Source organism: Pseudomonas sp. MT3 (assembly GCF_054720805.1).
The window spans coordinates 63,485-88,508 of the sequence record NZ_JBTVPY010000017.1; the positions used below are offsets into that span (position 1 = coordinate 63,485).

The window sequence follows — 25,024 nt, forward strand, 5'->3', positions numbered from 1 at the left end:
GGTTCGGGTCCGCGTCCAGCGAAGCCCGGAGCCGGGCCGGAGGTGCGACATGCTTTATCTGGTGAACTGGACCATCCCCATCGAGAACCGCGACAGGATCATCCAGCGCTTCCTCAAGACCGGCGGCCAGCCGCCGCCCGGCGTGAAGCTGGTCGGTCGCTGGCACGCCATGGGCCACATGCTCGGCTTCGGCCTGGCGGAAGCCGAGAACCCCCTCGACGTGCAACGCTGGATGCTGCAGTGGACCGACCTGATGCACCTGCAGGTGCACCCGGCGATGACCGACGCGGAATATGCACCGCTGCTCGCGCAGATGCTGCAGCAGGCGGCGGACACGCCATCGGTCAGTCCCTGAGCGCGACCTAGCCCGGCTTGGCGCCGAAGCGCTTGCGGTAGTCGCTCGGCGCCATGCCGGTGATCTTGCGGAAGGTGCTGCGGAACGAGCCTGGATCGAGGTAGCCAACGGTGTAGGCGATGTGGTCCACCGTACCGTTGGTGAACTCCAGCAGCTCGCGCGCCTTGCCCACCCGCAGGTGCTGGCAGTACTCGGTAGGCTTGAGTCCGGTAGCGGCGCGGAAACGGCGCAGGAAGGTGCGCTCCTCCAGCCCTGCCTGGGCGGCCATGACGGCGAGGCTGACGTCCACCGCGCCATTGCCCTGCAACCAGTGCTGCACCTTGAGGATCGCGGCGTCGCCATGCCCCAGCAGCGGCGCGAAGTTGCTGCCGCATTGCTGGGCGCTGTCGCTATGTTCCACCACCAGGAAGCGTGCGGTGCGGTTGGCGATGCTCGGGCCGAGCAGGCGGTCGACGATGCGCAGGCCGAGGTCCGACCAGGCCATCAGCCCGGCGGAGGTGATCAGGTCGCCATCATCGACGATCGGCTTGTGCGCCTCCAGGCGCACCCTGGGAAAACGCCGGGCGAAGGCCTCGGCCCCGCTCCAGTGGGCGGTGGCGGAACGCCCATCGAGCAGGCCCGCCTCGGCCACCAGCAGCCCGCCGATGCACACCGAACCGACGATGGCGCCCTGCGCATGGCGCGCGGCCAGCCATTCGGTGAGATGGCGCAAGGGCTCAGCATCCGGCAGGCCGAACAGCGCCGGAGGGACGAGCACGGCGACCAGCCGGCTGTCCACGTCCGGGCGCGTGTCGAAGATACGCCGGGGCTCGCCGCCGTCCTCGCCGGACCAGTGGCTGACGCGCAGCGCCGGCAACTGCTGCGCGGCTTCTTCGCCAGCGATCCGCTCGGCCACCGCGAACAGGTCGGTCAACCCATGCAGCGCCGCCGCCTGCACACCGGGGTAGAGCAGCAACCCGATCTCGACGACGCTCCGTTGCACAACCATTGTCAGTTTTCCCCCGGTTATTGTCGTTCCGCCTGATCCCCCCGCAGCGCGCGGCGAACCATACTGGTTCCACTTCCTCACCACTCAACGTTCAAGAAGGACTTCGGAAATGGCCAAGCAAGCGCTCATCCTAGTGGATATCCAGAACGACTACTTCCCTTCCGGCAAATGGCCGCTGGTCGGCATCGAGGCCGCCGCCGACCAGGCCGCCAGGGTGCTCGCCGCCTTCCGCGAGCGCGGTGATCTGGTGGTGCACGTGCGTCACGAATTCGAAAGCGCCGACGCGCCGTTCTTCGCCCCCGGCAGCGAGGGCGCCAAGATCCACGGCAAGGTAGCCAATCTGCCCGGCGAGCCGGTGGTGCTCAAGCATTTCGTCAACTCGTTCCGCGATACCGACCTGAAGGCCATCCTCGACCAGCACGGCATCGAGTCGCTGGTGGTCGTCGGGCACATGAGCCACATGTGCGTTGACGGCGCCACCCGCGCGGCCGCCGACTTCGGCTACCCGGTCACCGTGCTGCACGATGCCTGCGCCACCCTGGACCTGGAGTTCAACGGCGTGAAGGTGCCGGCCGCGCAGGTTCACGCGGCCTACATGGCAGCCCTGGCCTTTGCCTACGCCGAAGTGGTGTCCACCACCGAGTACCTGAATCGCTGAAAAGCACCGTAACGCTTATGTAGGAGCGAGCTTGCTCGCGAACCGCTTGACAGCTTGGGTACCGGGCAGGTTCGCGAGCAAGCTCGCTCCTACAGTTGAGGACGGTCCTGCATATTGGGGAAAGGACGAGCACCGCTTTGCTGGCTTTCCGCTATGATCGACGCTCAATCGCCTGTCGATAAGGACATCCCATGAGCGTTTCGTCGATCGTCACCCTGGCCATCATCGCTGGCGTGATCTTCCTGCTGATCAGCGTGTTCAACCGCCTGGTGGCACTGCGCAACCGCTACCAGAACGCCTTCGCGCAGATCGAAGTGCAGCTCAAGCGCCGCTACGACCTGATCCCCAACCTGGTGGAAACCGCCAAGGCCTATCTCAAGCACGAGCGGGAAACCCTGGAAGCCGTGATCGCCGCGCGCAACGCCGCCGTCGCCGGCCTCAAGGCCGCCGCCAGCCAGCCGGGCGAAGCCTCGCGCATGGCCCAGCTGGCCAGCGCGGAAAGCGCCCTGGGCGGTGCCCTGGGCCGCCTCAACGTGACTCTGGAAGCCTACCCGGACCTCAAGGCTTCGCAGAACCTGCAGCAGGTCAGCGAGGAGCTGTCGAGTACCGAGAACAAGGTCGCCTTCGCCCGCCAGGCCTACAACGATGCGGTGATGGAATACAACACCTACCGCCAGTCGTTCCCCGCCAACTTCCTGGCCACCACCTACGGCCACAGCAAGGACGCCAGTCTGCTGGAGTACGAGGACAGCAAGGCAATCCAGGCCGCGCCGAAAGTCGCCTTCTGACCTGATCGTCGATGAATTTCTTCGAACACCAGGACCGCGCCCGCAGGCAGACCGGGCGCCTGGTCCTGCTGCTCACCATCGCGGTGGCCTGCCTGGTGATCATCACCAGCCTGGCGCTGGGCTGGCTCTGGCGCTACCTGGGTGAGCCCACGCTGCACCTGACCTCGCGCACCTCCCTGCCCGATCCGGAGCTGTACCTGTCGGTGGCCGCCGTGATCGTCGGCGTGGTCGTGCTTGGCGCGCTGTACAAGCAGGTGCAATTGAGCGCCGGCGGCAAGGTGGTGGCCGAGAGCCTGGGCGGCCGCCTGCTCAACCTCAGCGCCAGCAACGCCGACGAGCGCCGCCTGCTCAATGTCGTCGAGGAAATGGCCCTGGCCTCCGGGTCGCCGGTGCCGCCGGTGTACGTGCTGGAAGACGGCTCGATCAACGCCTTCGCCGCCGGCCTGACCCCGCGCGATGCGGTGATCGGCATCACCCGTGGCGCCATCGAGCAGCTCGAACGCAACGAGCTGCAGGGCGTGATCGCCCACGAATTCAGCCATATCCACCACGGCGACATGCTGCTCAACACCCGGCTGACCGCGCTGCTGCACGGCATCCTCCTGCTCGGCCTGATCGGCGGCATGCTGCTGCGCGGCTGGAGCGAGACCAGCACCGGCATCCGCGTCGGCAGCCGGAGCAGCAGCAACGACAAGAACGGCGGCGGCAGCGTGGTGCTGCTGGTGCTGGGCGCCGGCGTGGTGCTCTATGTGCTGGGCTACGTCGGCACCTTCTTCGGCCAACTGATCAAGGCGTCGGTGAGCCGCCAGCGCGAGTACCTGGCCGACGCCTCGGCGGTGCAGTTCACCCGCGATCCCTCGACCATCGCCGGCGCGCTCAAGAAGATCGGCGGCAACCCGCTGGGCGCCCTGCTCAGCGCGCCGCGCGCCGCCGAGTTCAGCCACCTGTACTTCGGCGATGGGGTGGGCAGCAGTTGGTTCGACACCCACCCGCCGCTCAAGGATCGCATCCGCCGCGTCGATCCGGGCTGGGACGGCCGCTACCCGAAATTCGAGCCGCGCCTGGACGTAGCGCTGATGAGCAAGGAAGCCTGGACCGCCGCCGTCACCGGCCAGCCATACCAGCCCAGCGCCGTGGAGGTGGCGGTCGCCGCCGTCGGCGCACCGACTGCCGCCCACCTGCTGGAAGCCCGTAGCACCCTGCAGCGCCTGGACGAGCGCCTGCAGCGCGCCGCCCATGACAGCGAAGGCGCCGAGGCGCTGATCTACGGCCTGCTGCTGGACAGCGAGCCCGGCCAGCGCGCGCGCCAGTTGGAAGAGATCAAGAAGCGCCTGAACCTGAGCCTGGCGCTACAGCTCGACCTGCTGGAGGAGCCGCTGCTGCACCTCGACCCCGGCCAGCGCCTGCCATTGCTGGACCTGGCCATGCCGGCGCTGAAGCAGTTCGACGTCCAGGGCTTCCTCACCCTGCGCGAGAACATGGCGCTGCTGATCAAGTTCGACGGCGCGGTGAAACTGCTGGAGTGGACCCTGCTGCGGATCGTCGAACGCAACCTGCGGCCGGGCAGCGGGACGATCGGCAATATGCCGCTGGCGGAGCTCGCCGAGGAGTCCGCGACACTGCTGGCCTTCCTCGCCCGCGTCGGCGAAAGCCGCGATCCACAGGTCGAACAGGCCTTCGCCGATGCCTGGGGCGGCCTGCCCTTCACGCCCCGGCCGCTGCCGGCCGCCGGCCGGTTGCGCGAACTGGAAGGCGCGCTGAAGCGGCTGGAACACCTGCGGCCACTGCAGAAGCCGCAGTTACTCAAGGCAATGGCCCGTTGCATCGAGCACGATGGCCGCATCAGCCCCGCCGAAGCCGAGCTCATGCGCGCCGTGGCGGACATTCTCGACTGCCCCATGCCGCCGTTGCTGGCGACCTGACGCCGCCTTCGCAAGCGCAACCGGCTGGCACCGAACTCAACCTGTAGGGGCGAGCTTGCTCGCGAACCCACCACACCAAACCCACCGGCGGATCACGGGCGGAGTCCACATCGACACAGGCGCTAAGCTCCGGCCCCCATTGGAAACCGGGAGTCATCCGCGATGGATTCCGCGGACAGGTCCGCTCCCACGAAGGACGCGATCCGCCCCTGCTCCGGCGTGTGAAGCCCTCCAGATACACGTCCGCATGCCCCTTTCAGGGCCGAAGCTGAAAGGCGCACAAAAGTAAAGGGCCTCCGAAGAGGCCCTTTGCATTCACGCAACCATCGCTTACGCGCGGCTGGCGGCACCGCCCTGCTCACCCTTGGGCGCCAGGTTCAGTGCGTAGTACAGCACCGTCAGCAGCACCAGGAAGGCCGGGCCGATGTACAGCGCGATGCGGGTGTCCTCGAAGAACGCCATCAGCACCACCACCAGCACCAGGAAGGCCATCGCCAGATAGGAGCTGACCGGGTACAGCCACATCTTGAACTGCAGCCTGCCGGCTTCGGCGGCGGAGAGGCCACGGCGGAACTTGAGCTGGGCCAGCAGGATCATCGCCCAGGTCCAGATCGCACCGAAGGTGGCGATGGAGGTCACCCAGGTGAACACCTTTTCCGGCACCAGGTAGTTCAGCAGCACGCCCAGCAGCAGCGCGACGATGGACAGCAGCAGTGCGTTGCGCGGCACGCCGCCTCTGGAGGTCTTGGCGAACACGGCCGGGGCCTGGCCATGCTGGGCGAGGCTGTAGAGCATGCGCCCGGTGCTGAAGATGCCGCCGTTGCAGGACGACAACGCGGCGGTGATCACCACGAAGTTGATGATGCCGGCGGCGGTCTTGATGCCCAGTCGCTCGAAGGTCATCACGAAGGGGCTGCCCTGGGTGCCGATCTCGTTCCACGGGTAGATCGACATGATCACGAACAGCGCGCCGACGTAGAACAGCAGGATGCGCCAGAACACCGAGTTGATCGCACCGGGAATGGTCTTCTGCGGGTTCTTCGCTTCACCGGCGGTGAGGCCGATCATCTCCACGCCCAGGTAGGCGAACATCACCATCTGCAGCGACATCAGCACGCCGCTGATGCCGTGGGGCATGAAACCACCGTTGCTCCAGATGTTGGAGATGCCGGTGGCGATACCGTCGTTGCCCAGGCCGAAGAGGATCATGCCGCCGCCGACCAGGATCATGGCTACGATGGTGACGATCTTGATCAGGGCGAACCAGAACTCGAACTCACCGAAGGCGCGCACCGCCACCAGGTTGATGGTGCCCATGCTCGCCAGGGCGGCCAGCGCCCAGATCCAGCGCGGCACGTCGGGGAACCAGATGCCCATGTAGATGGCCACCGCGGTGATCTCCGCGACGCAGGTCACCAGCCAGAGGAACCAGTAGTTCCAGCCGGTCAGGTAGCCGGCCAGCGGGCCGAGGTAGTCCTGCGCATAGCGGGCGAAGGAGCCGGCCACGGGATTGTGCACGGCCATCTCGCCGAGGGCGCGCATGATCACAAGGATGGCGAGACCGCCGATGATGTAGGAGAGCATGATGGCCGGGCCGGCCATCTGGATGGCCTTGGCCGAACCGAGGAACAGGCCGACGCCGATGCAGGCGCCCAGGGCCATGAGACGGATGTGCCGCTCGTTGAGATCCCTTTGGAGATCGTGGGACGACATGGTGATGCAACCTCATTTTGTTCTTGGGGAATATCAGCCACGGACTCTGAGTGCAGTCGGGATGCGGAACCACCGAAAAGGCTTCGCCACCGCGCCGTTCGGCACGGAGGGAGAAGTGTCTGGCAATTCCAGGACGGCACACCGGAAGAGGCTGCCCGCTCTTGTGAAGCGGACGTGGGCATTGCGGGAGGACCACGGCTGAGGTCGCCGCCGAATGTACACAAGTCCACCGAAGACGTCTGCCCCAATCGGGTGCAATTTGACCAAAGGCGTAGAGACGATTCGTCGCGTCAGGCGCAACCCGGTCCTACCCAGCCGCCCAGCGGTTGCACCTCCAGCAGCAGCGAGCCGGGCTTGCCGCTCTCGGGATGGCGCGGCTCGCGCAACTGCCGCACACGCCAGCCGCTACCGGCCAGCAGCGCCAGCCAGGACTCCAGGGTACGGAAGAACCAGGGCATCGGCGCGCTGAAGGCCTCGCCGAAGGCGGCGAAGGTTTCCAGCCGCCAACCATCGGCATAGGGCTCGTCGCCGCAGGCGGACCAGGGGTGCACGGTCTGGATCAGCAGGCGGCCGCCGGGGTCGAGGCGTTCGCGCAGCGCCAGGAGCAGCGGCGCAATGGATTCGTCGAGCAGGGCGAAGTTGCAGACCAGTACGTCGAAGCGGCCCAAGCTTTCGCCCTCGGCGATCAGGCCGGCGTAATCCATCACCTCGAAGCGTCCTCCACCCGCTTGACGGGCCGCCTCGATCAGCGGCGCGGACGCATCCACCCCCACGCACTGGCTGCCGCGCTCCGCCAGGGCCCGGCACAGCCAGCCTTCGCCGCAGCCGATGTCCAGCAGGCGGCGCGCCGGCCCGGCGGCGACGGCGCTGAGGATCGCCGCGTCAGTCACCAGGCGCCGGCTCTCGATGCGCTGCTCGCGCACGGCGCGGGTCCAGGCGTCGGCGTTGGCCTGCCAACTGTGGCGGATGCGGGCGCTCGGGTCGGTCACGGAAGCCTCCTGCTGTGCATGCGATGAACCATGCCTTGCGAATCGCGGCGCTGGTGTCGGGCGGTTCGCGAGCAAGCTCGCTCCTACAGGTGGACTCCGGCACGCCTTTCGTAGGAGCGAGCTTGCTCGCGAACCCCGCCCAGCTATCGAAACAGGAATGGACTCTCTCGATCCTGCGCAAACCTGCCACACAGGCGTGAACCTCGGCCCCTCGGCAACGGCTACTGCGTCTTCCACGCCTTGGGCACCGCCAGCCCCTTGGTCGACGGTCCCTGTGGCAGCATCTCGCGGCAGCCGGCGTCGCGGAACGGCCCTCCGACCTTCTGCCAACCGTCCCCCGGCGAGGTCTGCTGGCAGGTATAGCGGCCGTCCAGCCTGCTCTGCCACTTGTAGAACGGCATGGGCGCGGCGACGGCGCCGAACGAAACCAGCAGCAGGGACGCAACGGGCAGAAATAACGAACGCATGGCCGGAAAGTCCTGTCGAAGAAGTGAGGGTCTACCGACGCTGGAGCACGGTACGGCAAAACCTGGCAGACCCGACCATTGCACCTGCTGGCCGTCGGCAAATCAACCCGGTGGGCCTGGAAGGGTACTCCAGGCGCGCAGATTTCCCGCCGCCGACTACGCTGGAAATTAGGAAAGCCGCTGTCCCAGGGCTTTCGCGGCGTCGGGAGGGGCGTCGGTCGTCACGTGGGCGGAGTCCGCTTACCTAGGCTGTTGTCTGAGCATGGGCAGGTCGTGAAATGGATAGCTCGAAGCATTCCGGTACGCACAGTGCAGCTCAACCGGGTCGCTCGGAGCCCGGTATTTCCCCGACGAAAGTTCATCATCATCGTTTCCTGCTGCTGTTCCTCTTCCTGTTGCCGCTGCTCGCCGCCATCGGTGCCGCCCTGCTCTACGAGGCGCGTACGTCCATACTGCAGGCGCGCGAGCTGGCGCGCTACGCCGGCGAGCTGACCTGGAAACTGGCGCAGGGCCCCAGCAGCGAGGTGGTGTATCCGCAGAACGGCCCGTTCGACCGCCGCCTGGGCTACCTGCAGCTGCCGGCCTTCCTCGATCGCCTGCACCAGCGCAACTACATCACCCTCAGTCAGGCGCGCTTCTCCGCACCGCTGATGCAGTACGCCAGCCACGGCCTGTTCCCGCCCTACCCCGAGAAGTCCCAGGCCGGCGTGGACATCGCCGACTGCCGCGGCCTGCCGATCTACAACTTCCGCTATCCGCAGCGGCTGTACGCCAACTTCGAGAGCGTTTCCCCGCTGATCGTGCAGAGCCTGCTGTTCATCGAGAACCGCGACCTGCTGGACACCCAGCGCCCCTACCTGAACCCGGCCATCGACTGGAGCCGCTTCACCCAGGCCTCGGCGGCGCAACTGGGCAAGATGGTCGGCATGGGCAACCACGCCCCCGGCGGCAGCACCCTGGCCACGCAGATCGAAAAGTACCGGCACTCCGAGGACGGTCGCACCAACTCCATCGCCGACAAGCTGCGGCAAATGGCATCGGCCAGCGTGCGCACCTACCAGGGCGGCGCGGAAAACCTGCTGGCACGGCGCAACGTGGTGCTCACCTACCTCAACTCGGTGCCGCTCTCGGCGCAGCCGGGCTACGGCGAAGTCAGCGGCCTGCCCGATGGCCTGTGGATCTGGTACGGCGCCGACTACCAGCAGGTCAACCAGTTGCTCAACGCACCGCCGGCCAGCGGCGTCTCGCTGGTCGAGCAGGGCAAGGCACTGCGCCAGGTCGTCTCGCTGATGATCGCCCACCGCCGCCCCTCCTGGTACCTGGCACGTGGCCGCGACCAGCTGTCGGTGCTGACCGACAGCTACCTGCGCCTGCTGGCCCAGTCCGGCGTCATCGCCACCTCGCTGCGCGATGCGGCGCTGAACCAGCAATTGGCCTTCCGCGATCCGCGCAACCAGCCCACCGTCACCCCGCTGGAGAACAACAAGGGCGTGACCCTGGCGCGCACCCGCATGGCCGGGATGCTCGACGTGCCGCTGTATGACCTGGACCGCTTCGACCTGTCCTTCAGCACCACCCTGCAGCACGAGCTGCAGGAGCAGGTCACCGCCTACCTGCGGCGCCTCTCCGACCCGGCGTTCGCCGCGCAGATCGGGCTGTTCGGCGAACACCTGCTGTCCGAGGACAAGACCCGGGATGTGCGCTACAGCTTCACCCTGTTCGAGCGCACCCCCAGCGGCAACCGCGTGCGCGTGCAGACCGACAACACCGAGCAACCGTTCGACATCAACGAAGGCAGCAAGCTGGAACTGGGCTCCACCGCCAAATTGCGGGTACTGGCGAGCTACCTGGAAACCGTGGCCGAGCTGCACCGGCAATACGCGGCGCTGCCGGCCGCCGAGCTGAGGAAAGTGCCGGTGGAGCCGCTGGACTTCATCAGCCGCTGGGCCGTCGACTACCTGCTCACCACCAAGGACCGCAACCTGCCGGACATGCTGGCCGCGGCCATGCAGCGCAAATATTCCGCCAGCCCCTACGAGAGCTTCTTCACCGGCGGCGGCATCCACACCTTCAGCAACTTCCGCAAGGAGGACAACGGCCGCATCCCGACCCTGCAGGACGCCCTGCGCGAGTCGATCAACCTGCCCTTCGTGCGCCTGCTGCGCGACCTGGTGCGGCATGACATCTATGCCAACTCCGGCAGCAAGGTCGCCGTGCTGGCCGACGACAAGGACCCGCGCCGCCGCGACTACCTCGACCGTTTCGTCGACAAGGAAAGCCAGGTCTACCTGCTGCGCTTCTGGCAGAAGTACAAGGGCAAGACCACCGACGAACGCCTCGACACCTTCCTCGACGGCCTGCGCGCCTGGCCGGTGCGGTTGGCGGCGATCCACCGCTACCTGCAGCCGCAGGCGGACCTGCCGACCTTCAGCGCCTTCCTCCAGGAGCGCCTGAAGAAAGGCAAGTACGCCGGCGACAAACTGACCGACAAGCGCATCGCCGACCTCTACACGCGCTACGGTCCGGGCGCCTTCGACCTCAACGACCAGGGCTACGTGGCCCGTGTGCACCCGCTGGAACTCTGGCTGCTGAGCTACCTGCAACGGCAGCCGGCGGCCAGTTTCACCGACGCGGTGGCGGCCAGCGCGGAGGAACGCAAGCTGGTCTATGGCTGGCTGTTCAAGTCGCGGCACAAGTACGCGCGCGACAAGCGCATCCGCATCATGCTGGAAGTGGAAGCCTTCCTCGACCTGCACGAACAGTGGAAACGCCTGGGCTACCCCTTCGACCACCTGGTGCCGTCGCTGGCCACCGCGCTGGGCAGCTCGGGCGACCGCCCGGCGGCGCTGGCCGAGCTGATGGGGATCATCCTCAACGACGGCGTACGCCTGCCGACCCTGCGCATCGACAGCCTGCGCTTCGCCGCCAACACGCCGTACGAAACCAGCCTCGGCCCGCAATCGAACACCGGGCGCCAGGTGATGCGTTCGGAAGTGGCCCAGGCCCTGCGCACCGCGCTGTCCCGGGTGGTGGACGCCGGCACCGCGCGGCGCCTGTCCGGCACCTTCAAGCTGGCCGACGGCAGCGCCCTGGTGATGGGCGGCAAGACCGGCACCGGCGACAACCGCATCGAGAGCGTGACCCGCAGCGGCTGGGTGAAGAGCTCCAAGGCGATGAACCGCACGGCGACCTTCGTGTTCTACCTCGGCCCGCGCCACTTCGGCACCCTCACCGCCTACGTGGCCGGCAGCGAGTCGGACAACTTCAAATTCACCTCGGCCCTGCCGGTACAAGTGCTCAAGGGCATGGCGCCGATGCTGGCGAGCTACCTGGAACCGGGGATCAGCACCGGGTGCCAGGAGCGGATCGACAATCTGCGGGTGAGCTGGCGCTGAACACTGACGTCAACTCGCCCAGCTCCCACATCCCGCACCGACGCCACCAGGGGGTTGTAGGAGCGAGCTTGCTCGCGAACCCCACCCGGCCCCCAAGGCATCAGGCGGTTCGCGAGCAAGCTCGCTCCTACAAGAGCCCCCCTCACTTGCCCTGGACAGACTTCACGAACAACGCCTCAACCTGCTCCCGCGCCCAGGGCGTGCGGCGCAGGAAAGTGAGGCTGGACTTGATGCTCGGGTCGTTCTTGAAGCAGCGCACGTCGATGCGCTTGGCCAGGCCGTCCCAGCCGTACTGCGCGACCAACTGGTTGAGGATGGCTTCCAGGGTCATGCCATGCAGCGGGTTCTTCGGTTTGTCGTTCATGTTCGGTGCCGTCGTGGAGAATGCGCGGCACCTTACCACCAAGAATCAGCCACAGGCGATCAGGCCCGCAACCCGGCCACGCCAGCCACGATCAGGGCGACCGACGCCAGCTTGGTCAGGGTCAGCGCCTCGCCCAGCAGCAGGAAACCGAAGAACACCGTGCCCAGCGTGCCGATGGCCGTCCACACCGGGTAGGCGATGCTCACCGGCAACTGGCGCATCGCCAGGGTGAGGAAGAAGATCCCGCCGATCACCGCGAGCACCGTCACCACGGTCGGCAGGGGCCGGGTGAAGCCCTCGGCATACTTCATCGACACCGCGAACATCACCTCGAACACCGCGGCCACCATCAACATCGCCCAAGCCATCACGCACGCGCCCACTCGCTCTCGGCGAGGTCGGCCAGGGCCTTTTCAGCCTGTTGACAGGAGGCGCGGAAGGCTTCGGGATTGCCCTCTTCACCCTCGGCGGCAATCACCTGCACGTCTTCTATACCGAGGAAACCCAGCGCCACGCGCAGCCAGGCGTCGGCATGGTTCATCCACTCCAGCTCACCACCCGGCCCCATGCCTGCGCCGCCACGGCTGGTGACGATCAACGCCTTGCGCCCCTTGAGCAGCGGCTCGTACTGCGCCTCGCCCTCCTTCAGGTGCAAGTCGAAGGTGCGGCCGATACGGACGACCTGGTCGACCCAGGCCTTCAACCCGCTGGGCACGCTGAAGTTGTACATGGGCGTGGAGATCACCAGCAGATCGTGGTCGAGCAGTTCGTCCACCAACTCGTCGCTCAACGCCAGATCAGCCTGCATGCTCGCCGGGCGGTTCTGCGGTTCGGGATGGAACGCCGCCGCGATGAAGGACTCGCCCACATGGGGCAGATCGGCGCGCCCGACTTCGCGGCGGGTGAGCCGCGCCTGTGGCAACGCGGCGAGGAAGCCTTCGGCCAGGCGCCGGGAATGGGAGCGCTCGGCGCGGGGACTGGCGTGAATGGCAAGAATCCTGTTCATCTATAACTCCTTCAACCGGATGTACACTGGAAAGGCCCTGAATGAGCCTCTCTGTTGCCGCCAAAGCTATTTCCCGGTGAATGGACGAACAACTGAGGGGAACTGCATCCAGATGAATTCAACTCATCCGTGGAGAACGCCATGTTCGCCAACCTGCCACTGCCGGCCCTGCGCACCTTCGAATCCGCCGCCCGCCAGCTGAGTTTCAAGGCCGCCGCTCAGGAACTGTCGGTGACCCCCACCGCGGTATCCCACCAGGTCCGCGCGCTGGAGGACTGGCTCGGGCTGCCGTTGTTCGAGCGCCTGCCGCGCCAGGTGCGCCTGACCGAGGCCGGCGAACGGCTGTTCCGCAGTCTCCACGGCGCGCTGCTGGAGGTGTCGCAGGCGGTGGACAGCCTGCGCCCGCAGCGCAGCGCCGGCAGCCTGACGATCTCCACCACGCCGGCCTTCGCCGCGCTCTGGCTGGTGCCGCGCCTGGGGCGCTTCTACGCGCGTCACCCACACATCCGCCTGCGCCTGGACAGCCAGTGCGAACTGCTCGACCTGCAGCAGGACGCCAGCGTCGACCTGGCGATCCGCTACGGCTTCGGCGACTACCCGCGCATGCATAGCCAGTTCCTGCTCGGCGAACGCTTCGCGGTGTACGGCGCACCGGCCCTGGTGGCCACCGCCGACGTGAACGTGCCGGAAATGATCGGCGTGCGCTGGCACAACTCCGAGCTCTACGAGCGCGGTTGGAAGGCCTGGTGCCAGGCGGCCGGCGAGGAGTGCCTGCTGGCCGGCGCGGTGCAGCGCGAGTACGACGAGGAGTTCTACGCCCTGCAGGCGGCGATTGCCGGCCAAGGGCTGGTGCTGGCCAGCTCGCTGCTGGTCTCCGAAAGCGTGGAGAAGGGCCTGCTGCTGCCCTACCGTCCCGAGATCAACGTCCCCGGCGCGCGCTACACCGCCCTCTGCGTGCCGGGCCGCGAGCGCCATCCGCCGGTGCGCGCCTTCCTCGACTGGCTGGCCGAGGAAGCGGCCCAGGCCGCCGACCCGCTGATCGACAACGCCGCCTGAGACCGGTCAACGCGCTTGTCGCTGCACCCGCGCACGCCGGCCTCGCCGTGCGCGATGGGCAACCCGTGGGTAGAATTACGCCTGCCGCAACAACAATTCTTCTTTGCCAGGGACACGCCTCCTGTGTGATTCCACGGCACGGCCTGAGCCCCACTTCACCTCAGGATTCCCATGAACACCGCGCAACACACCCACACCGGCAGTTGGCTGAGCGTCATCGCCCTGGCCCTTGCCGCCTTCATCTTCAATACCACCGAGTTCGTTCCGGTGGGCCTGCTCAGCGACATCGGCAAGAGCTTCGACATGCGCCCGGAACAGACCGGGCTGATGCTCACCCTCTACGCCTGGGTGGTTTCCCTCACTTCGCTGCCGCTGATGCTGCTGACCCGCAACATGGAACGCCGCCGCCTGCTGGTGGTGATCTTCTGCCTGTTCATCGGCAGCCACCTGCTCTCGGGCGTCGCCTGGAACTTCACCGTGCTGATGCTCAGCCGCTTCGGCATCGCCTTCGCCCACGCGGTGTTCTGGTCGATCACCGCCTCGCTGGCGGTCCGCGTGGCGCCGCCAGGACAGCAGGCGAAAGCCCTCGGCCTGCTCGCCACCGGCACCATCCTGGCGATGGTGCTGGGCATTCCGCTGGGGCGCGTGCTGGGCGAGGCGCTGGGCTGGCGCACGACCCTCCTCGCCATCGCCGGGGTGTCGGTGGTGGTGGTGCTCTGGCTGGCGCGCTCGCTGCCGCCGCTGCCGAGCCAGAACTCCGGCTCCCTGCGCAGCCTGCCGCTGCTGCTGCGCCGTCCGGCGCTGGTGTCGATGTACGCGCTCACCGTACTGGTGATCACCGCGCAGTTCACCGCCTACAGCTACATCGAACCGTTCGCCCGCGAGGTCGCCGCGCTGGACAGCCAGAAGACCACCCTGCTCCTGCTGCTGTTCGGCGGCGCCGGGGTGTTCGGCTCGATCCTCTTCAGCCGCTACAGCGAGCGCTTCCCGCGTGCCTTCCCCTGCACAGCCATCGCCGTGCTCGGCGCCTGCCTGTTGCTGCTCCTGCCGCTGGCGCGCTCGTCCACCGCGCTGCTGGTCCTGAGCCTGTTCTGGGGTGCGGCGATTCTCTGCTTCGGCCTGGCGCTGCAGGCCAAGGTGCTGCAACTGGCCCATGACGCCACCGACGTGGCGATGGCGATGTTCTCCGGCCTGTACAACGTCGGCATCGGCGGCGGAGCGCTGCTCGGCAGCCGTGTGGCGGCGGGCGCGGGGCTGCAGTGGATCGGCCATGTCGGCGGCGCGCTGGCGGTGGTCGGCCTGCTGCTGTGCCTGTTCGCCTGCTGGCGCTATGCGGCGGCGCTCCGCGGTGGCCACGCTTCGCACTGACACATCAGCGAAACCTGTAGGAGCGAGGGGGACGCCATCGTTATTGCTCGCGAACCCCGCCCCGCTGCGATCCCCGTTCGCGAGCAAGCTCCTACGAAGAGACCCAAACGAAAAAGGCCGCGCCTCCCTTCCGGGAGCGCGGCCTTTCTCATTCAGCGAAGGATCAACGGCTGGCGGCCGACGAACCCTCCGGCAGATGCGCTTCCGCGTACTCGGCCTCGGCGGCCTCGAAACGCTGGATCATCGCCTTGGACGGCGCGGAGCCGAGCAGGCTGAACACCACGATGGAAACGCTGGAGAAGATGAAGCCCGGAATGATCTCGTACAGGCCGAGCCAGCCGAACTGCTTCCAGACGATCACGGTGACCGCACCGACGACGATGCCGGCCAGCGCACCGTTGCGGGTCATGCCCTTCCACAGCACGGAGAACAGCACCAGCGGACCGAAGGCGGCGCCGAAGCCGGCCCAGGCGTAGGACACCAGGCCCAGTACGCGGTTGTCCGGGTTGGCGGCCAGGGCGATGGCGATCAGCGCCACCAGCAGCACCATGGCGCGACCGACCCACACCAGCTCGACCTGGCTGGCGCTCTTGCGCAGGAAGGCCTTGTAGAAGTCTTCGGTCAGTGCCGAGGAGCACACCAGCAACTGGCAGCTCAGGGTGCTCATCACCGCGGCGAGAATGGCGGACAGCAGCACGCCGGCGATCCACGGGTTGAAGAGGATCTTCGCCAGCTCGATGAAGATGCGCTCATGGTTCTCGCCCACGGCGCCAGCCTGCTCCGGGTGCGCCTGGAAGTAGGCGATGCCGAAGAAGCCGACGGCCACGGCGCCGCCCAGGCAGAGGATCATCCAGGTCATGGAGATGCGGCGGGCAGCCGGGATCGACTTGACCGAATCGGCGGCCATGAAGCGCGCCAGGATGTGCGGCTGGCCGAAGTAACCCAGGCCCCAGGCCATCAGCGAAATCACGCCGACGAAGGAGGCGCCCTTGAACATGTCGAAGTTGGCGGCGTCCTTCAGCTCGATGGCGGCGAAGGCCGGATCGATACCGCCGGTGGCGAGCAGCACGAAGACCGGCGTGAGGATCAGCGCGAAGATCATCAGCGAGGCCTGCACGGTGTCGGTCCAGCTCACCGCCAGGAAGCCACCGACGAAGGTGTAGGCGATGGTCGCGGCGGCACCGGCCCACAGCGCGGTCTCGTAGGACATGCCGAAGGTACTTTCGAACAGGCGGGCACCGGCGACGATGCCGGAGGCGCAGTAGATGGTGAAGAACACCAGGATCACCAGCGCGGAAATCACCCGCAGGATGCGGCTGTTGTCCTCGAAGCGGGTGCTGAAGTAATCCGGCAGGGTCAGGGCGTTGCCATTGTGCTCGGTGTGCACGCGCAGGCGGCCGGCGACGAACAGCCAGTTCAGGTAGGCGCCGCAGATCAGGCCGATGGCGATCCAGCTTTCCGAGATACCCGACAGGTAGATGGCGCCCGGCAGGCCCATCAGCAGCCAGCCGCTCATGTCCGAGGCACCGGCCGACAGCGCGGTGACGAAGCTGCCGAGACTGCGGCCACCGAGGATGTAGTCGGAGAAGTTGTTGGTCGAACGATAGGCGGCCAAGCCGATCAGAACCATAGCCGCGATGTAGATCACGAAGGTGATCAGGGTTGGCGTGTTGACGCTCATGGGGACTCCCCTACAGCTTGTTTTTATCCAGGCCCGCTGGGTAACGCGGGCCCTTGACTGGCAGCCGGCGCGGTTGGCGCCGACCGGTTAGCGCTTGCCCTCCAGCAAGCCGAGGTGCGCGTGGCGCCAGGTGGCACCGAACCGCTACGCATCCCGTCGCAGGCCCGCCGTCGTCCTTGCCGGCGCATTCCTGCGGCCGCCGTCTCACCACGGCGACCTTCCGTCCACCTTCGCCGATGGGGCGAAGTGCGGGCGGCATGACCGGGCATTGCCCGGCGATCCGTCAGGCGCCGGGTCTGGCGCCCATGATCCGCCGAAAGCCCACGGGCCGCATGATACGCGGCTTGCCGTGGCGGCTAGGGCGATCGATCAGAACTGTGCTCACGCGCGCCATGAGAGGCGGCAAGGGGTGGCCGGCGCGCGAAGGCGCGGATTGTACAGAAAGCGGGGAAGTCGGTTGCACCAGTCCGACCGACGACGGCACAAGGCCACGGGCGGGCGTCGTGGGCCGGGCCGTGGCGGAGCTGGCGCGGGCGCCAGGAAGCGCGCCGCAGGCGAAGACAGAACCGGTGATGGGCATATTGCCCCTCCCGCGTATCGGACTGGATGTTGTTCTTGATCTTGACCGGGTTGCACCTAGGAATACCTGCAACGCGGTTGGCGGACTCTATGGGTTGCACCCAACGAATTTCTTGCCGAAAACTCTGGAGTTCTTGCAAAAGACTCCGGCCCACGCCGGAAATCACTGACCATTTGGTCAGCTATACCGACAGTGCAGGCGGGCGAACTCAGCGACGGCGCAGGCTGCCCGGGGTCAAGCCCAGGTAACGGCGCATGGTGGTGGTCAGCGCGCTCTGGCTGGAGAAGCCGCACTCCCCCGCCACCCGCACCAGCGGCAGGTCGCTTTCGCGCAGCAGGCGCGCCGCGCGATCCAGGCGCTGGCGCAGCAGGTACTGGTGGGGCGTGAGGCCAATCCGGTCCTTGAACTGCGCATGGAACTGGCTGGGGCTGAGGCAGGCGACCTGCGCCAACTCCGCCACCGTGATGCGCCGGGCCAGGTGCTCGCCGATGTAGGTATCCAGCCGCTCCAGGTCCAACGGACCGCTGCGCGGCGCCTGGTCCTCACCGAACAGGCGAAGGTGCAACGCCCGCAGCAGGACGCCACCCAGCGCCCGGGCCAGCAGCGGATCGTTGCCGTAACGGGCGATTTCGGCGCCGGCGTAGCTGAGCAGGTTCTGGAAATCGGCATCCAGGGTCGGATAGCGCGGCGCCTCGAACAGGCGCGCCAGCAGGTCGCGATCCTGTTCGCCGGTGCCGGCTTCGTCGAGATCGACGATCAGCATGCGGTTGTCGCCCAGGCCGGCGAACTCGTGGTCGACATCCCCCGGCACCAGGCAGGCGCGCATCCGGCAGACCTCGCCGCCCCGGCCATCGACCTCGAACTCCGCGCGGCCACTGAGCGACATCACCAACTGGTGATGGCCGTGGGCGTGGTGATGGGCCTGGTCGGACAGGCGAGCGAGACGGGTTTCGAACATGGCACGAACTGATCAAATTTTGAGCATGGTACGGGATTCGGCCAGGCCTGCCCAGTACCCAGGTGCAACCAGGCGCAACTCCAAAGACACGCAAGCACCAAAGCCTCTAAGCCGGAAAATATTGCTAACCAACAGATATGTTATGTTATAACAAATAACATATTTCCACTTTGCCCTTCCCCGCCGCCTGGCGCATCCCTGACCATGAGGGAGGGGTTCGCTTTGCCAGAAGAAAAACCAGGAGTTCGTCATGCCCCCATCCCTTTCCCGCCCGCGCTGGCGTCTAGCACCGCTGGGCCTGGCCCTGTGCGCCGGCGCGACGTCGCTGGCCGATGCCGCCCCCACCGAACTGGAGCCCCAGGTGATCACCGCCAACCCGCTGGGCGATAGCTCCCCCGCCGCGCCCAGCAGCGTCCTGCAGGGCGACGAGCTGACCCTGCGGCAGAAAGGCAGCCTGGGCGAAACCCTCAACGGCACGCCCGGCGTGTCCTCCACCTGGTTCGGCCCCGGCGCCAGCCGCCCGGTGATCCGCGGCATGGACGGCGACCGCATCCGCCTGCTGCGCAATGGCGTGGGCGCGCTGGACGCTTCCTCGCTGTCCTATGACCACGCCGTGCCGGAAGATCCCAACGTGGTCGAGCGCATCGAAGTGGTCCGCGGCCCGGCCGCCCTGCTCTACGGCGGCAACGCCATTGGCGGCGTGGTCAACAGCTTCGACAACCGCATCCCCAGCGAACCGGTGGACGGCATCCACGGCCAGGGCGAGCTGCGCTACGGCGGCTCGGACACCACCCGCAGCGCCGCTGGCGCGCTGGAAGCCGGCGACGGCAACTTCGCCCTGCACCTGGACGCCGGCTCCCGCGAGTTCAACGACCTGCGCATCCCCGGTTATGCCCACTCCAGCCGCCAGCGCGCAATCGACGGAGACGAGCGCAAGCATCGCGTCGATAACAGCGACGGCCGCCAGGACAGCGGCGCCATCGGCGGCAGCTACCACTGGGACCACGGCTATGCCGGCCTGTCCTACAGCGGCTACGACAGCAACTACGGCTCGCCCGCCGAAGACGACGTGCGCCTGAAGATGCAGCAGGACCGCTACGCCTTCGCCTCGGAAATCCGCGACCTCGACGGCCCCTTCAGTTCGGTGAAGCTGGACGCCGCCTACACCGAGTACCAGCACAAGGAAATCGCGGACGGCGAGACCGGCACCACCTTCAAGAACGACGGTTACGAAGCGCGCATCGAGGCGCGGCACAAGCCCATCGGTCCGCTGGACGGCGTGGTCGGCGCACAGGTCGCCAACAGCCGCTTCTCGGCACTGGGCGAAGAAGCCTTCGTGCCGCACACCGAGACCGACAGCGCCGCGCTGTTCTTCCTGGAGAACTGGCAGGCCAGCAAACGTCTCGCCCTGAACCTCGGCGGTCGCGCGGAACACACCCGCATCGACCCGAACGCCAAGGACAACGAGCGCTTCGCCGAGAACGACGGCTCGCGCAGCTTCACCGCCGGCAGCCTGTCCAGCGGCGCGGTCTACACGCTGACGCCGATCTGGTCGCTGGCCGCCACCCTGGCCTACACCGAGCGCGCGCCGACCTTCTACGAGCTGTACGCCAACGGCGCCCATGCCGCCACCAGCACCTATGAAGTGGGCGACGCCGACGCGAGCAAGGAAAAGGCCGTCTCCACCGACCTCGCCCTGCGCTTCGACAGCGGCCGCCACAAGGGCAGCGTCGGCGTGTTCTACAGCCGCTTCTCCAACTACATCGGCCTGCTGGCCAGCGGACGCTATCGCGACGAGGAAGGCGCGGTGGTGGACGCCGGCGACGACGAGGCGCTGCCCGAATACCTCTACAGCGGCGTGAAGGCGGACTTCTACGGCGTCGAGGCGCAGGACCGCATCCACCTGCTGGACAGCCCCTACGGCCGCTTCGACCTGGAGCTCTCCGGCGATTACACCCGCGCCAAGAACAAGGACACCGGCGAAGCCCTGCCGCGCATCGCCCCGCTGCGCCTGAACAGCGCGCTGCTCTGGGAGCTGCAGCAATGGCAGGCGCGGCTGGAAGTGGAATACGCCGCCGACCAGAACCGCGTGCCGGAGAACGAGCTGCGCACCGACGGTTACACCACCCTCGGCGCCAGCCTCGGCTATAGCTTCGACTTGGGTGACAGCCGCTGGCTGGCCTTCGTCAAGGGCGAGAACCTCACCGACCAGACCGTGCGCTACGCCAGCTCGATCCTGCGCGACAGCGTGCCGGCCGGTGGGCGCGGTATCCAGGCCGGCGTGAGAGTCGCCTTCTGACGATCTAGGGCCGACGCCCGGCGTAATCCCGGGCGAACTGCGCGGCGATCCGCCCGGACCGCGACCCGCGATGGGTCGCCCAGCGGATCGCCGCCTGCTCCCATTCGTCCTGTCGCACGCCGCCCAGGCCGTGGTACTCCAGCCAGCGGGCGACCGTTTCCAGGTACTGCTCCTGGCTGAAGGCATAGAAAGATATCCACAGGCCGAAACGCTCGGAGAGCGAGACCTTCTCCTCCACCGCCTCGCCGGGATGCAGCTCGCCGCTCTCGCTACGCTGGAAGGCCAGATTGTCCTCGGCGCGCTCGGCCAGCAGGTGGCGGCGGTTAGAGGTGGCGTAGATCAGCACGTTGCCGGACTGCCCGGCCACCGAGCCGTCGAGTACCGTCTTCAGGCCCTTGTAGCCGGTCTCGCCGTCCTCGAAGGAGAGGTCGTCGCAGAACAGGATGAAGCGCTCCGGGCGATGACGCAGCAGATCGATGATCTGCGGCAGGTCGGCCAGGTGCTCCTTGTCCACCTCGATCAGGCGCAGCCCTTCGGCCTGGAAAGCGTGCAGGCAGGCTTTCACCAGCGAACTCTTGCCGGTGCCGCGCGCGCCGGTCAGCAGCACGTTGTTGGCCGGACGGCCGGCGACGAACTGGCGGGTGTTCTGTTCGATCAGCCCTTTCTGCCGGTCGACGTTGCGCAGGTCGCCGAAGGCGATCAGCGCCGGCTCGCGCACCGGCACCAGGCGCGGCTGGCCCTGGCGGTATTCCCACAGATGGGCGATGGCGCCCTCCTCCAGCACCAGTTCGGGGCGCGGTGGCAGGGATTGTTCGAGCAACCGGGCGATACGAGCCAGTTGTTCGGCGATAATGGACATGTCGTTCATGGCGGGATCATCGAAGCAGATGGGGACTGTTCAGCAGCCTAGCGATGGGGGAAAGTGGGCGTCTAACGATAAATAGGCAGTCAGATGCGTAAAAAGGACATCTCTGTCGAGGCCGAGCTGGATCACGGCGACGAGCGCGCGGCCAGCCCGGTCGCTGCCGTCGCCCTGGACTTCCCCGACGGCCACGAAGTGCCGGCCCACAGCCATCGCCGCGCGCAGCTGCTGTACGCCGTGCGCGGCGTGCTGGTGGTGGGTAGCGCCAGCGGCCAGTGGGTGGTGCCGGACAACCGTGGCCTGTGGATACCCGCCGGCGTCGAGCACTGGACGCGCATGGTCGGCGACGTGCAGGTGCGCACCCTCTACGTGGAACCGGACAGCGCCCCGCACCTGCCGCAGAATTGCTGCGTGCTGGCAGTCTCGCCGCTGTTGCGCGAACTGATCCTCGCGGCGCTGACGATCAGCGGTGAGGTAACGCCGAACTCCCGAGACGGCCGCGTCCTCGGCCTGCTGCTCGATGAATTGCGCGAAGAACCCGTGCTTCCGCTGCACCTGCCCCTGCCGGCACACCCACGCCTGCGCACGCTGTGCCAGGCCATCCAGCACCAGCCCGGTGAACATGCCGGCCTCGCCGACTGGGCGCGCCAGGCGAACGTCGACAGCAAGACGGTGCAACGCTGGTTCCTCCGCGAAACCGGGCTGACCTTCGGCCAATGGCGCCAGCAGGCGCGGCTGCTGGCGGCGCTGGAGCGCCTGGCCCTGGGCGACAGCGTGCTGAGCGTGGCGCTGGAAGTGGGCTACAGCACGCCCAGCGCCTTCAGCGCCATGTTCAGCCGCCAGTTCGGCCGGCCGCCCAGCGATTTCCTGCGGCCACGGCCGCTAATCCGTTCGTAAGCAATTTCCTGCAACATCCATTCGACACTCATCGCCAAGCATGGGATTGAAACCCCGTGCCGATTTCCCCATCTAGACTGTCATGTTCAATCAGTCAGGTGCCTCATGAGCGACCACGACGAGATTCACGATATCCATAGCGCCGAAGAGGTCAGCAACACCGGGCTGGTGTTGCCGGGGCAGAACCTGCCGACCACGGTCTACGTCATTCCGATCCACAATCGCCCGTTCTTCCCGGCGCAGGTGCTGCCGGTGATCGTCAACGAAGAGCCGTGGGCGGAAACCCTCGAGCTGGTGGCCAAGACCGAGCACCACTCGCTGGCGTTGTTCTTCATGGACAACCCGCCGGAAGACCCGCGCCACTTCGACCCCAACAGCCTGCCCGAGCACGGCACCCTGGTGCGCGTGCACCACGCCAGCCGCGAGGGCGGCAAGCTGCAGTTCGTCGCCCAGGGCCTGGCGCGGGTGCGTATCCGTGGCTGGATCAAGCGCCATCGCCCGCCGTTCCTGGTGGAAGTGGACTACCCGCACACGCCCAGCGACCCGAGCGACGAGGTGAAGGCCTACGGCATGGCCCTGATCAACGCGATCAAGGAGTTGCTGCCGCTCAACCCGCTGTACAGCGAAGAGCTGAAGAACTATCTCAACCGCTTCAACCCGAATGATCCGTCGCCGCTGACCGACTTCGCCGCCGCGCTGACCACCGCGCCCGGCACCGAGCTGCAGGGCGTGCTGGATACCGTGCCGATTCTCAAGCGCATGGAGAAGGTGCTGCCGCTGCTGCGCAAGGAAGTGGAAGTCGCGCGCCTGCAGAAGGAGCTGTCCGCCGAGGTCAACCGCAAGATCGGCGAGCGCCAGCGCGAGTTCTTCCTCAAGGAGCAGTTGAAGATCATCCAGCAGGAGCTGGGCATCACCAAGGACGACAAGAGCGCCGACTCCGACGAGTTCCGCGCCCGCCTGGCGGGCAAGGTCCTCCCCGAACAGGCGAAGAAGCGCATCGACGAGGAGCTGAACAAGCTGTCGATCCTGGAGACCGGCTCGCCCGAGTACGCCGTCACCCGCAACTACCTGGACTGGGCCACCTCGCTGCCCTGGGGGTTGCTGGGCACCGACAAGCTCGACCTGAAACACGCGCGCAAGGTGCTCGACAAGTACCACGCGGGCCTCGACGACGTGAAGGACCGCATCCTCGAGTTCCTCGCCGTGGGCGCCTTCAAGGGCGAGATCGCCGGCTCCATCGTACTGCTGGTGGGCCCGCCCGGCGTGGGCAAGACCAGCATCGGCAAGTCCATCGCCGAGAGCCTGGGGCGGCCGTTCTACCGCTTCAGCGTCGGCGGCATGCGCGACGAGGCGGAGATCAAGGGCCACCGCCGCACCTACATCGGCGCCCTGCCCGGCAAGCTGGTGCAGGCGCTCAAGGAAGTGCAGGTGATGAACCCGGTGATCATGCTCGACGAGATCGACAAGCTCGGCAGCAGCTACCAGGGCGATCCGGCCTCGGCGCTGCTGGAGACGCTGGATCCGGAGCAGAACGTCGAGTTCCTCGACCATTACCTGGACCTGCGTCTGGACCTGTCCAAGGTGCTGTTCGTCTGCACCGCCAACACCCTGGACGCGATTCCCGGCCCGTTGCTCGACCGGATGGAAGTGATCCGCCTCTCCGGCTACATCGGCGAGGAAAAACTGGCCATCGCCAAGCGCCACCTGTGGCCCAAGCAGTTGGAGAAGGCCGGCGTGCCGAAGAGCCGCCTGTCGATCAACGACGCCGCCCTGCGCGCGGTGATCGAGGGCTACGCCCGCGAGGCCGGAGTGCGCCAGCTGGAGAAAGTCCTCGGCAAGCTGGTGCGCAAGTCGGTGGTGAAGTTGCTCGAAGACCCGGAGTCGGTGGTGAAGATCGGCGCCAAGGACCTGGAGGACTACCTCGGCATGCCGGTGTTCCGCACCGAGCAGGTGCTCTCCGGCATCGGCGTGATCACCGGCCTGGCCTGGACCAGCATGGGCGGCGCGACCCTGCCCATCGAGGCGACGCGCATCCACACGCTGAACCGCGGCTTCAAGCTCACCGGCCAGTTGGGCGACGTGATGAAGGAGTCGGCGGAGATCGCCTACAGCTACATCAGCTCGCACCTGAAGCAGTACGGCGGCGACGCCGGCTTCTTCGACCAGGCCTTCGTCCACCTGCACGTACCCGAGGGCGCCACGCCCAAGGACGGCCCCAGCGCCGGCGTCACGATGGCCAGCGCCCTGCTGTCCCTGGCGCGCAACCAGGCACCGAAGAAGGGCGTGGCCATGACCGGCGAACTGACCCTCACCGGCCAGGTGCTGCCGATTGGCGGCGTGCGCGAGAAGGTCATCGCCGCGCGTCGGCAGAAGATCCATGAGCTGATCCTGCCGGAAGCCAACCGTGGCGACTTCGAGGAACTGCCGGAGTACCTCAAGGAAGACATCACCGTGCATTTCGCCAAGCGTTATGGCGATGTGGCCAAGGTGCTGTTCCCGGGCTGACGGAGCGTAGGGCGTATAACGTTCGACGTTATGCGCCCTACCGTGCCCGCCACCGAACCCTCGCCACCGGATGATCCCCTGTAGGAGCGAGCTTGCTCGCGAACCGCCCAACACCGGTGCCACAGGGAAACTCCGTTCGCGAGCAAGCTCGCTCCTACGAAAGAGCAACCCGC

Annotated in this window: 20 protein-coding genes; 10 read left to right on the plus strand and 10 right to left on the minus strand. The window is 67.0% G+C overall.

The window, feature by feature from the left end; genetic code table 11:
- The first annotated feature begins 49 nt into the window (after positions 1-49).
- Positions 50-355, plus strand: coding sequence for a DUF3303 domain-containing protein (locus tag ACYCAX_RS18050; RefSeq protein ID WP_015476123.1), 306 nt, complete (start codon positions 50-52; stop codon positions 353-355).
- A 7-nt stretch (positions 356-362) separates the two neighbouring features.
- On the opposite strand, the gene ACYCAX_RS18055 is transcribed toward ACYCAX_RS18050, so the two are convergent.
- Complete coding sequence (locus tag ACYCAX_RS18055; RefSeq protein ID WP_460248537.1) at positions 363-1,343, minus strand: GlxA family transcriptional regulator; 981 nt, start codon at positions 1,341-1,343, stop codon at positions 363-365.
- A 109-nt stretch (positions 1,344-1,452) separates the two neighbouring features.
- On the opposite strand from ACYCAX_RS18055, the gene ACYCAX_RS18060 reads away from it, so the two are divergent.
- From ACYCAX_RS18060 to ACYCAX_RS18070, 3 genes are all read left to right on the plus strand, one after another.
- A complete protein-coding gene (locus ACYCAX_RS18060; protein ID WP_015476121.1) occupies positions 1,453-2,001 on the plus strand; it encodes a cysteine hydrolase family protein in 549 nt (182 codons plus the stop codon).
- Positions 2,002-2,192: 191 nt separating this feature from the next.
- Complete coding sequence (locus ACYCAX_RS18065) at positions 2,193-2,789, plus strand: LemA family protein (protein WP_015476120.1); 597 nt, start codon at positions 2,193-2,195, stop codon at positions 2,787-2,789.
- A gap of 11 nt (positions 2,790-2,800) precedes the next feature.
- The gene (locus ACYCAX_RS18070) at positions 2,801-4,711 is read left to right on the plus strand and encodes a M48 family metallopeptidase (RefSeq protein ID WP_460248538.1); all 1,911 of its coding nucleotides are present in this window, start codon (positions 2,801-2,803) and stop codon (positions 4,709-4,711) included.
- 330 nt (positions 4,712-5,041) lie between these two features.
- Here the strand turns inward: ACYCAX_RS18070 and ACYCAX_RS18075 are convergent, their stop codons facing one another.
- The 3 genes from ACYCAX_RS18075 to ACYCAX_RS18085 all read right to left on the minus strand — a co-directional run bounded on the left by ACYCAX_RS18075 (position 5,042) and on the right by ACYCAX_RS18085 (position 7,880).
- A complete protein-coding gene (locus ACYCAX_RS18075; protein WP_051070427.1) occupies positions 5,042-6,424 on the minus strand; it encodes an amino acid permease in 1,383 nt (460 codons plus the stop codon).
- 290 nt (positions 6,425-6,714) lie between these two features.
- Entirely contained in the window at positions 6,715-7,413 is a 699-nt protein-coding gene (locus ACYCAX_RS18080) for a class I SAM-dependent methyltransferase (RefSeq protein ID WP_460248539.1), read from the minus strand.
- A 221-nt stretch (positions 7,414-7,634) separates the two neighbouring features.
- A complete protein-coding gene (locus ACYCAX_RS18085) occupies positions 7,635-7,880 on the minus strand; it encodes a hypothetical protein (protein WP_015476116.1) in 246 nt (81 codons plus the stop codon).
- A 278-nt stretch (positions 7,881-8,158) separates the two neighbouring features.
- Here ACYCAX_RS18085 and ACYCAX_RS18090 point away from each other — a divergent pair, with 278 nt between their 5' ends.
- Positions 8,159-11,275 (plus strand): transglycosylase domain-containing protein, encoded by a 3,117-nt coding sequence (locus ACYCAX_RS18090; RefSeq protein ID WP_460248540.1) that lies wholly within the window; start codon positions 8,159-8,161, stop codon positions 11,273-11,275.
- A 142-nt stretch (positions 11,276-11,417) separates the two neighbouring features.
- Here ACYCAX_RS18090 and ACYCAX_RS18095 read toward each other — a convergent pair whose 3' ends face one another.
- From ACYCAX_RS18095 to ACYCAX_RS18105, 3 genes are read right to left on the minus strand one after another with little or no spacing between them, the layout of a single operon-like run.
- The gene (locus ACYCAX_RS18095) at positions 11,418-11,639 is read right to left on the minus strand and encodes a VF530 family protein (RefSeq protein WP_015476114.1); all 222 of its coding nucleotides are present in this window, start codon (positions 11,637-11,639) and stop codon (positions 11,418-11,420) included.
- 59 nt (positions 11,640-11,698) lie between these two features.
- Positions 11,699-12,007 (minus strand): DMT family transporter, encoded by a 309-nt coding sequence (locus ACYCAX_RS18100; RefSeq protein ID WP_015476113.1) that lies wholly within the window; start codon positions 12,005-12,007, stop codon positions 11,699-11,701.
- Positions 12,007-12,645, minus strand: coding sequence for an FMN-dependent NADH-azoreductase (locus tag ACYCAX_RS18105; protein ID WP_015476112.1), 639 nt, complete (start codon positions 12,643-12,645; stop codon positions 12,007-12,009). The genes ACYCAX_RS18100 and ACYCAX_RS18105 overlap by 1 nt, the downstream gene beginning before the upstream one ends.
- A 141-nt stretch (positions 12,646-12,786) precedes the next feature.
- On the opposite strand from ACYCAX_RS18105, the gene ACYCAX_RS18110 reads away from it, so the two are divergent.
- Together ACYCAX_RS18110 and ACYCAX_RS18115 are read left to right on the plus strand one after the other, a co-directional pair.
- The gene (locus ACYCAX_RS18110; RefSeq protein WP_294979022.1) at positions 12,787-13,701 is read left to right on the plus strand and encodes a LysR substrate-binding domain-containing protein; all 915 of its coding nucleotides are present in this window, start codon (positions 12,787-12,789) and stop codon (positions 13,699-13,701) included.
- A gap of 171 nt (positions 13,702-13,872) precedes the next feature.
- Positions 13,873-15,069: a sugar transporter gene (locus ACYCAX_RS18115; RefSeq protein ID WP_460248541.1), complete on the plus strand. Its 1,197-nt coding sequence runs from the start codon at positions 13,873-13,875 to the stop codon at positions 15,067-15,069.
- A 163-nt stretch (positions 15,070-15,232) separates the two neighbouring features.
- On the opposite strand, the gene putP is transcribed toward ACYCAX_RS18115, so the two are convergent.
- Positions 15,233-16,750, minus strand: a complete 1,518-nt coding sequence (putP, locus tag ACYCAX_RS18120) for a sodium/proline symporter PutP (RefSeq protein ID WP_015476109.1) — start codon at positions 16,748-16,750, stop codon at positions 15,233-15,235.
- A 788-nt stretch (positions 16,751-17,538) separates the two neighbouring features.
- Entirely contained in the window at positions 17,539-18,288 is a 750-nt protein-coding gene (locus tag ACYCAX_RS18125; RefSeq protein WP_015476108.1) for an AraC family transcriptional regulator, read from the minus strand.
- 250 nt (positions 18,289-18,538) lie between these two features.
- Here ACYCAX_RS18125 and ACYCAX_RS18130 point away from each other — a divergent pair, with 250 nt between their 5' ends.
- The gene (locus ACYCAX_RS18130; protein ID WP_460248542.1) at positions 18,539-20,587 is read left to right on the plus strand and encodes a TonB-dependent receptor; all 2,049 of its coding nucleotides are present in this window, start codon (positions 18,539-18,541) and stop codon (positions 20,585-20,587) included.
- Between the two features lie 4 nt (positions 20,588-20,591).
- Here the strand turns inward: ACYCAX_RS18130 and ACYCAX_RS18135 are convergent, their stop codons facing one another.
- A complete protein-coding gene (locus ACYCAX_RS18135; RefSeq protein ID WP_460248543.1) occupies positions 20,592-21,455 on the minus strand; it encodes an ATP-binding protein in 864 nt (287 codons plus the stop codon).
- A gap of 84 nt (positions 21,456-21,539) precedes the next feature.
- On the opposite strand from ACYCAX_RS18135, the gene ACYCAX_RS18140 reads away from it, so the two are divergent.
- Together ACYCAX_RS18140 and lon are read left to right on the plus strand one after the other, a co-directional pair.
- Complete coding sequence (locus ACYCAX_RS18140) at positions 21,540-22,346, plus strand: AraC family transcriptional regulator (RefSeq protein WP_460248544.1); 807 nt, start codon at positions 21,540-21,542, stop codon at positions 22,344-22,346.
- Between the two features lie 105 nt (positions 22,347-22,451).
- Positions 22,452-24,851, plus strand: a complete 2,400-nt coding sequence (gene lon / locus ACYCAX_RS18145) for an endopeptidase La (protein WP_015476104.1) — start codon at positions 22,452-22,454, stop codon at positions 24,849-24,851.
- The last annotated feature ends 173 nt before the right edge of the window (positions 24,852-25,024 follow it).

What these genes read in the sequence shown, in the direction of transcription:
- ACYCAX_RS18050 (WP_015476123.1), top strand. Translation starts at nt 50, where the DNA reads ATGCTTTATCTGGTGAACTGGACCATCCCCATCGAGAACCGCGACAGG.
- ACYCAX_RS18070 (WP_460248538.1), top strand. Translation starts at nt 2,801, where the DNA reads ATGAATTTCTTCGAACACCAGGACCGCGCCCGCAGGCAGACCGGGCGC.
- ACYCAX_RS18085 (WP_015476116.1), bottom strand. Translation starts at nt 7,880, where the DNA reads ATGCGTTCGTTATTTCTGCCCGTTGCGTCCCTGCTGCTGGTTTCGTTC.
- ACYCAX_RS18055 (WP_460248537.1), bottom strand. Translation starts at nt 1,343, where the DNA reads ATGGTTGTGCAACGGAGCGTCGTCGAGATCGGGTTGCTGCTCTACCCC.
- ACYCAX_RS18130 (WP_460248542.1), top strand. Translation starts at nt 18,539, where the DNA reads ATGCCCCCATCCCTTTCCCGCCCGCGCTGGCGTCTAGCACCGCTGGGC.
- ACYCAX_RS18095 (WP_015476114.1), bottom strand. Translation starts at nt 11,639, where the DNA reads ATGAACGACAAACCGAAGAACCCGCTGCATGGCATGACCCTGGAAGCC.
- ACYCAX_RS18060 (WP_015476121.1), top strand. Translation starts at nt 1,453, where the DNA reads ATGGCCAAGCAAGCGCTCATCCTAGTGGATATCCAGAACGACTACTTC.
- ACYCAX_RS18100 (WP_015476113.1), bottom strand. Translation starts at nt 12,007, where the DNA reads ATGGCTTGGGCGATGTTGATGGTGGCCGCGGTGTTCGAGGTGATGTTC.
- ACYCAX_RS18115 (WP_460248541.1), top strand. Translation starts at nt 13,873, where the DNA reads ATGAACACCGCGCAACACACCCACACCGGCAGTTGGCTGAGCGTCATC.
- ACYCAX_RS18135 (WP_460248543.1), bottom strand. Translation starts at nt 21,455, where the DNA reads ATGAACGACATGTCCATTATCGCCGAACAACTGGCTCGTATCGCCCGG.
- ACYCAX_RS18140 (WP_460248544.1), top strand. Translation starts at nt 21,540, where the DNA reads ATGCGTAAAAAGGACATCTCTGTCGAGGCCGAGCTGGATCACGGCGAC.
- ACYCAX_RS18075 (WP_051070427.1), bottom strand. Translation starts at nt 6,424, where the DNA reads ATGTCGTCCCACGATCTCCAAAGGGATCTCAACGAGCGGCACATCCGT.
- ACYCAX_RS18065 (WP_015476120.1), top strand. Translation starts at nt 2,193, where the DNA reads ATGAGCGTTTCGTCGATCGTCACCCTGGCCATCATCGCTGGCGTGATC.
- ACYCAX_RS18110 (WP_294979022.1), top strand. Translation starts at nt 12,787, where the DNA reads ATGTTCGCCAACCTGCCACTGCCGGCCCTGCGCACCTTCGAATCCGCC.
- ACYCAX_RS18105 (WP_015476112.1), bottom strand. Translation starts at nt 12,645, where the DNA reads ATGAACAGGATTCTTGCCATTCACGCCAGTCCCCGCGCCGAGCGCTCC.
- ACYCAX_RS18125 (WP_015476108.1), bottom strand. Translation starts at nt 18,288, where the DNA reads ATGTTCGAAACCCGTCTCGCTCGCCTGTCCGACCAGGCCCATCACCAC.
- lon (WP_015476104.1), top strand. Translation starts at nt 22,452, where the DNA reads ATGAGCGACCACGACGAGATTCACGATATCCATAGCGCCGAAGAGGTC.
- putP (WP_015476109.1), bottom strand. Translation starts at nt 16,750, where the DNA reads ATGAGCGTCAACACGCCAACCCTGATCACCTTCGTGATCTACATCGCG.
- ACYCAX_RS18090 (WP_460248540.1), top strand. Translation starts at nt 8,159, where the DNA reads ATGGATAGCTCGAAGCATTCCGGTACGCACAGTGCAGCTCAACCGGGT.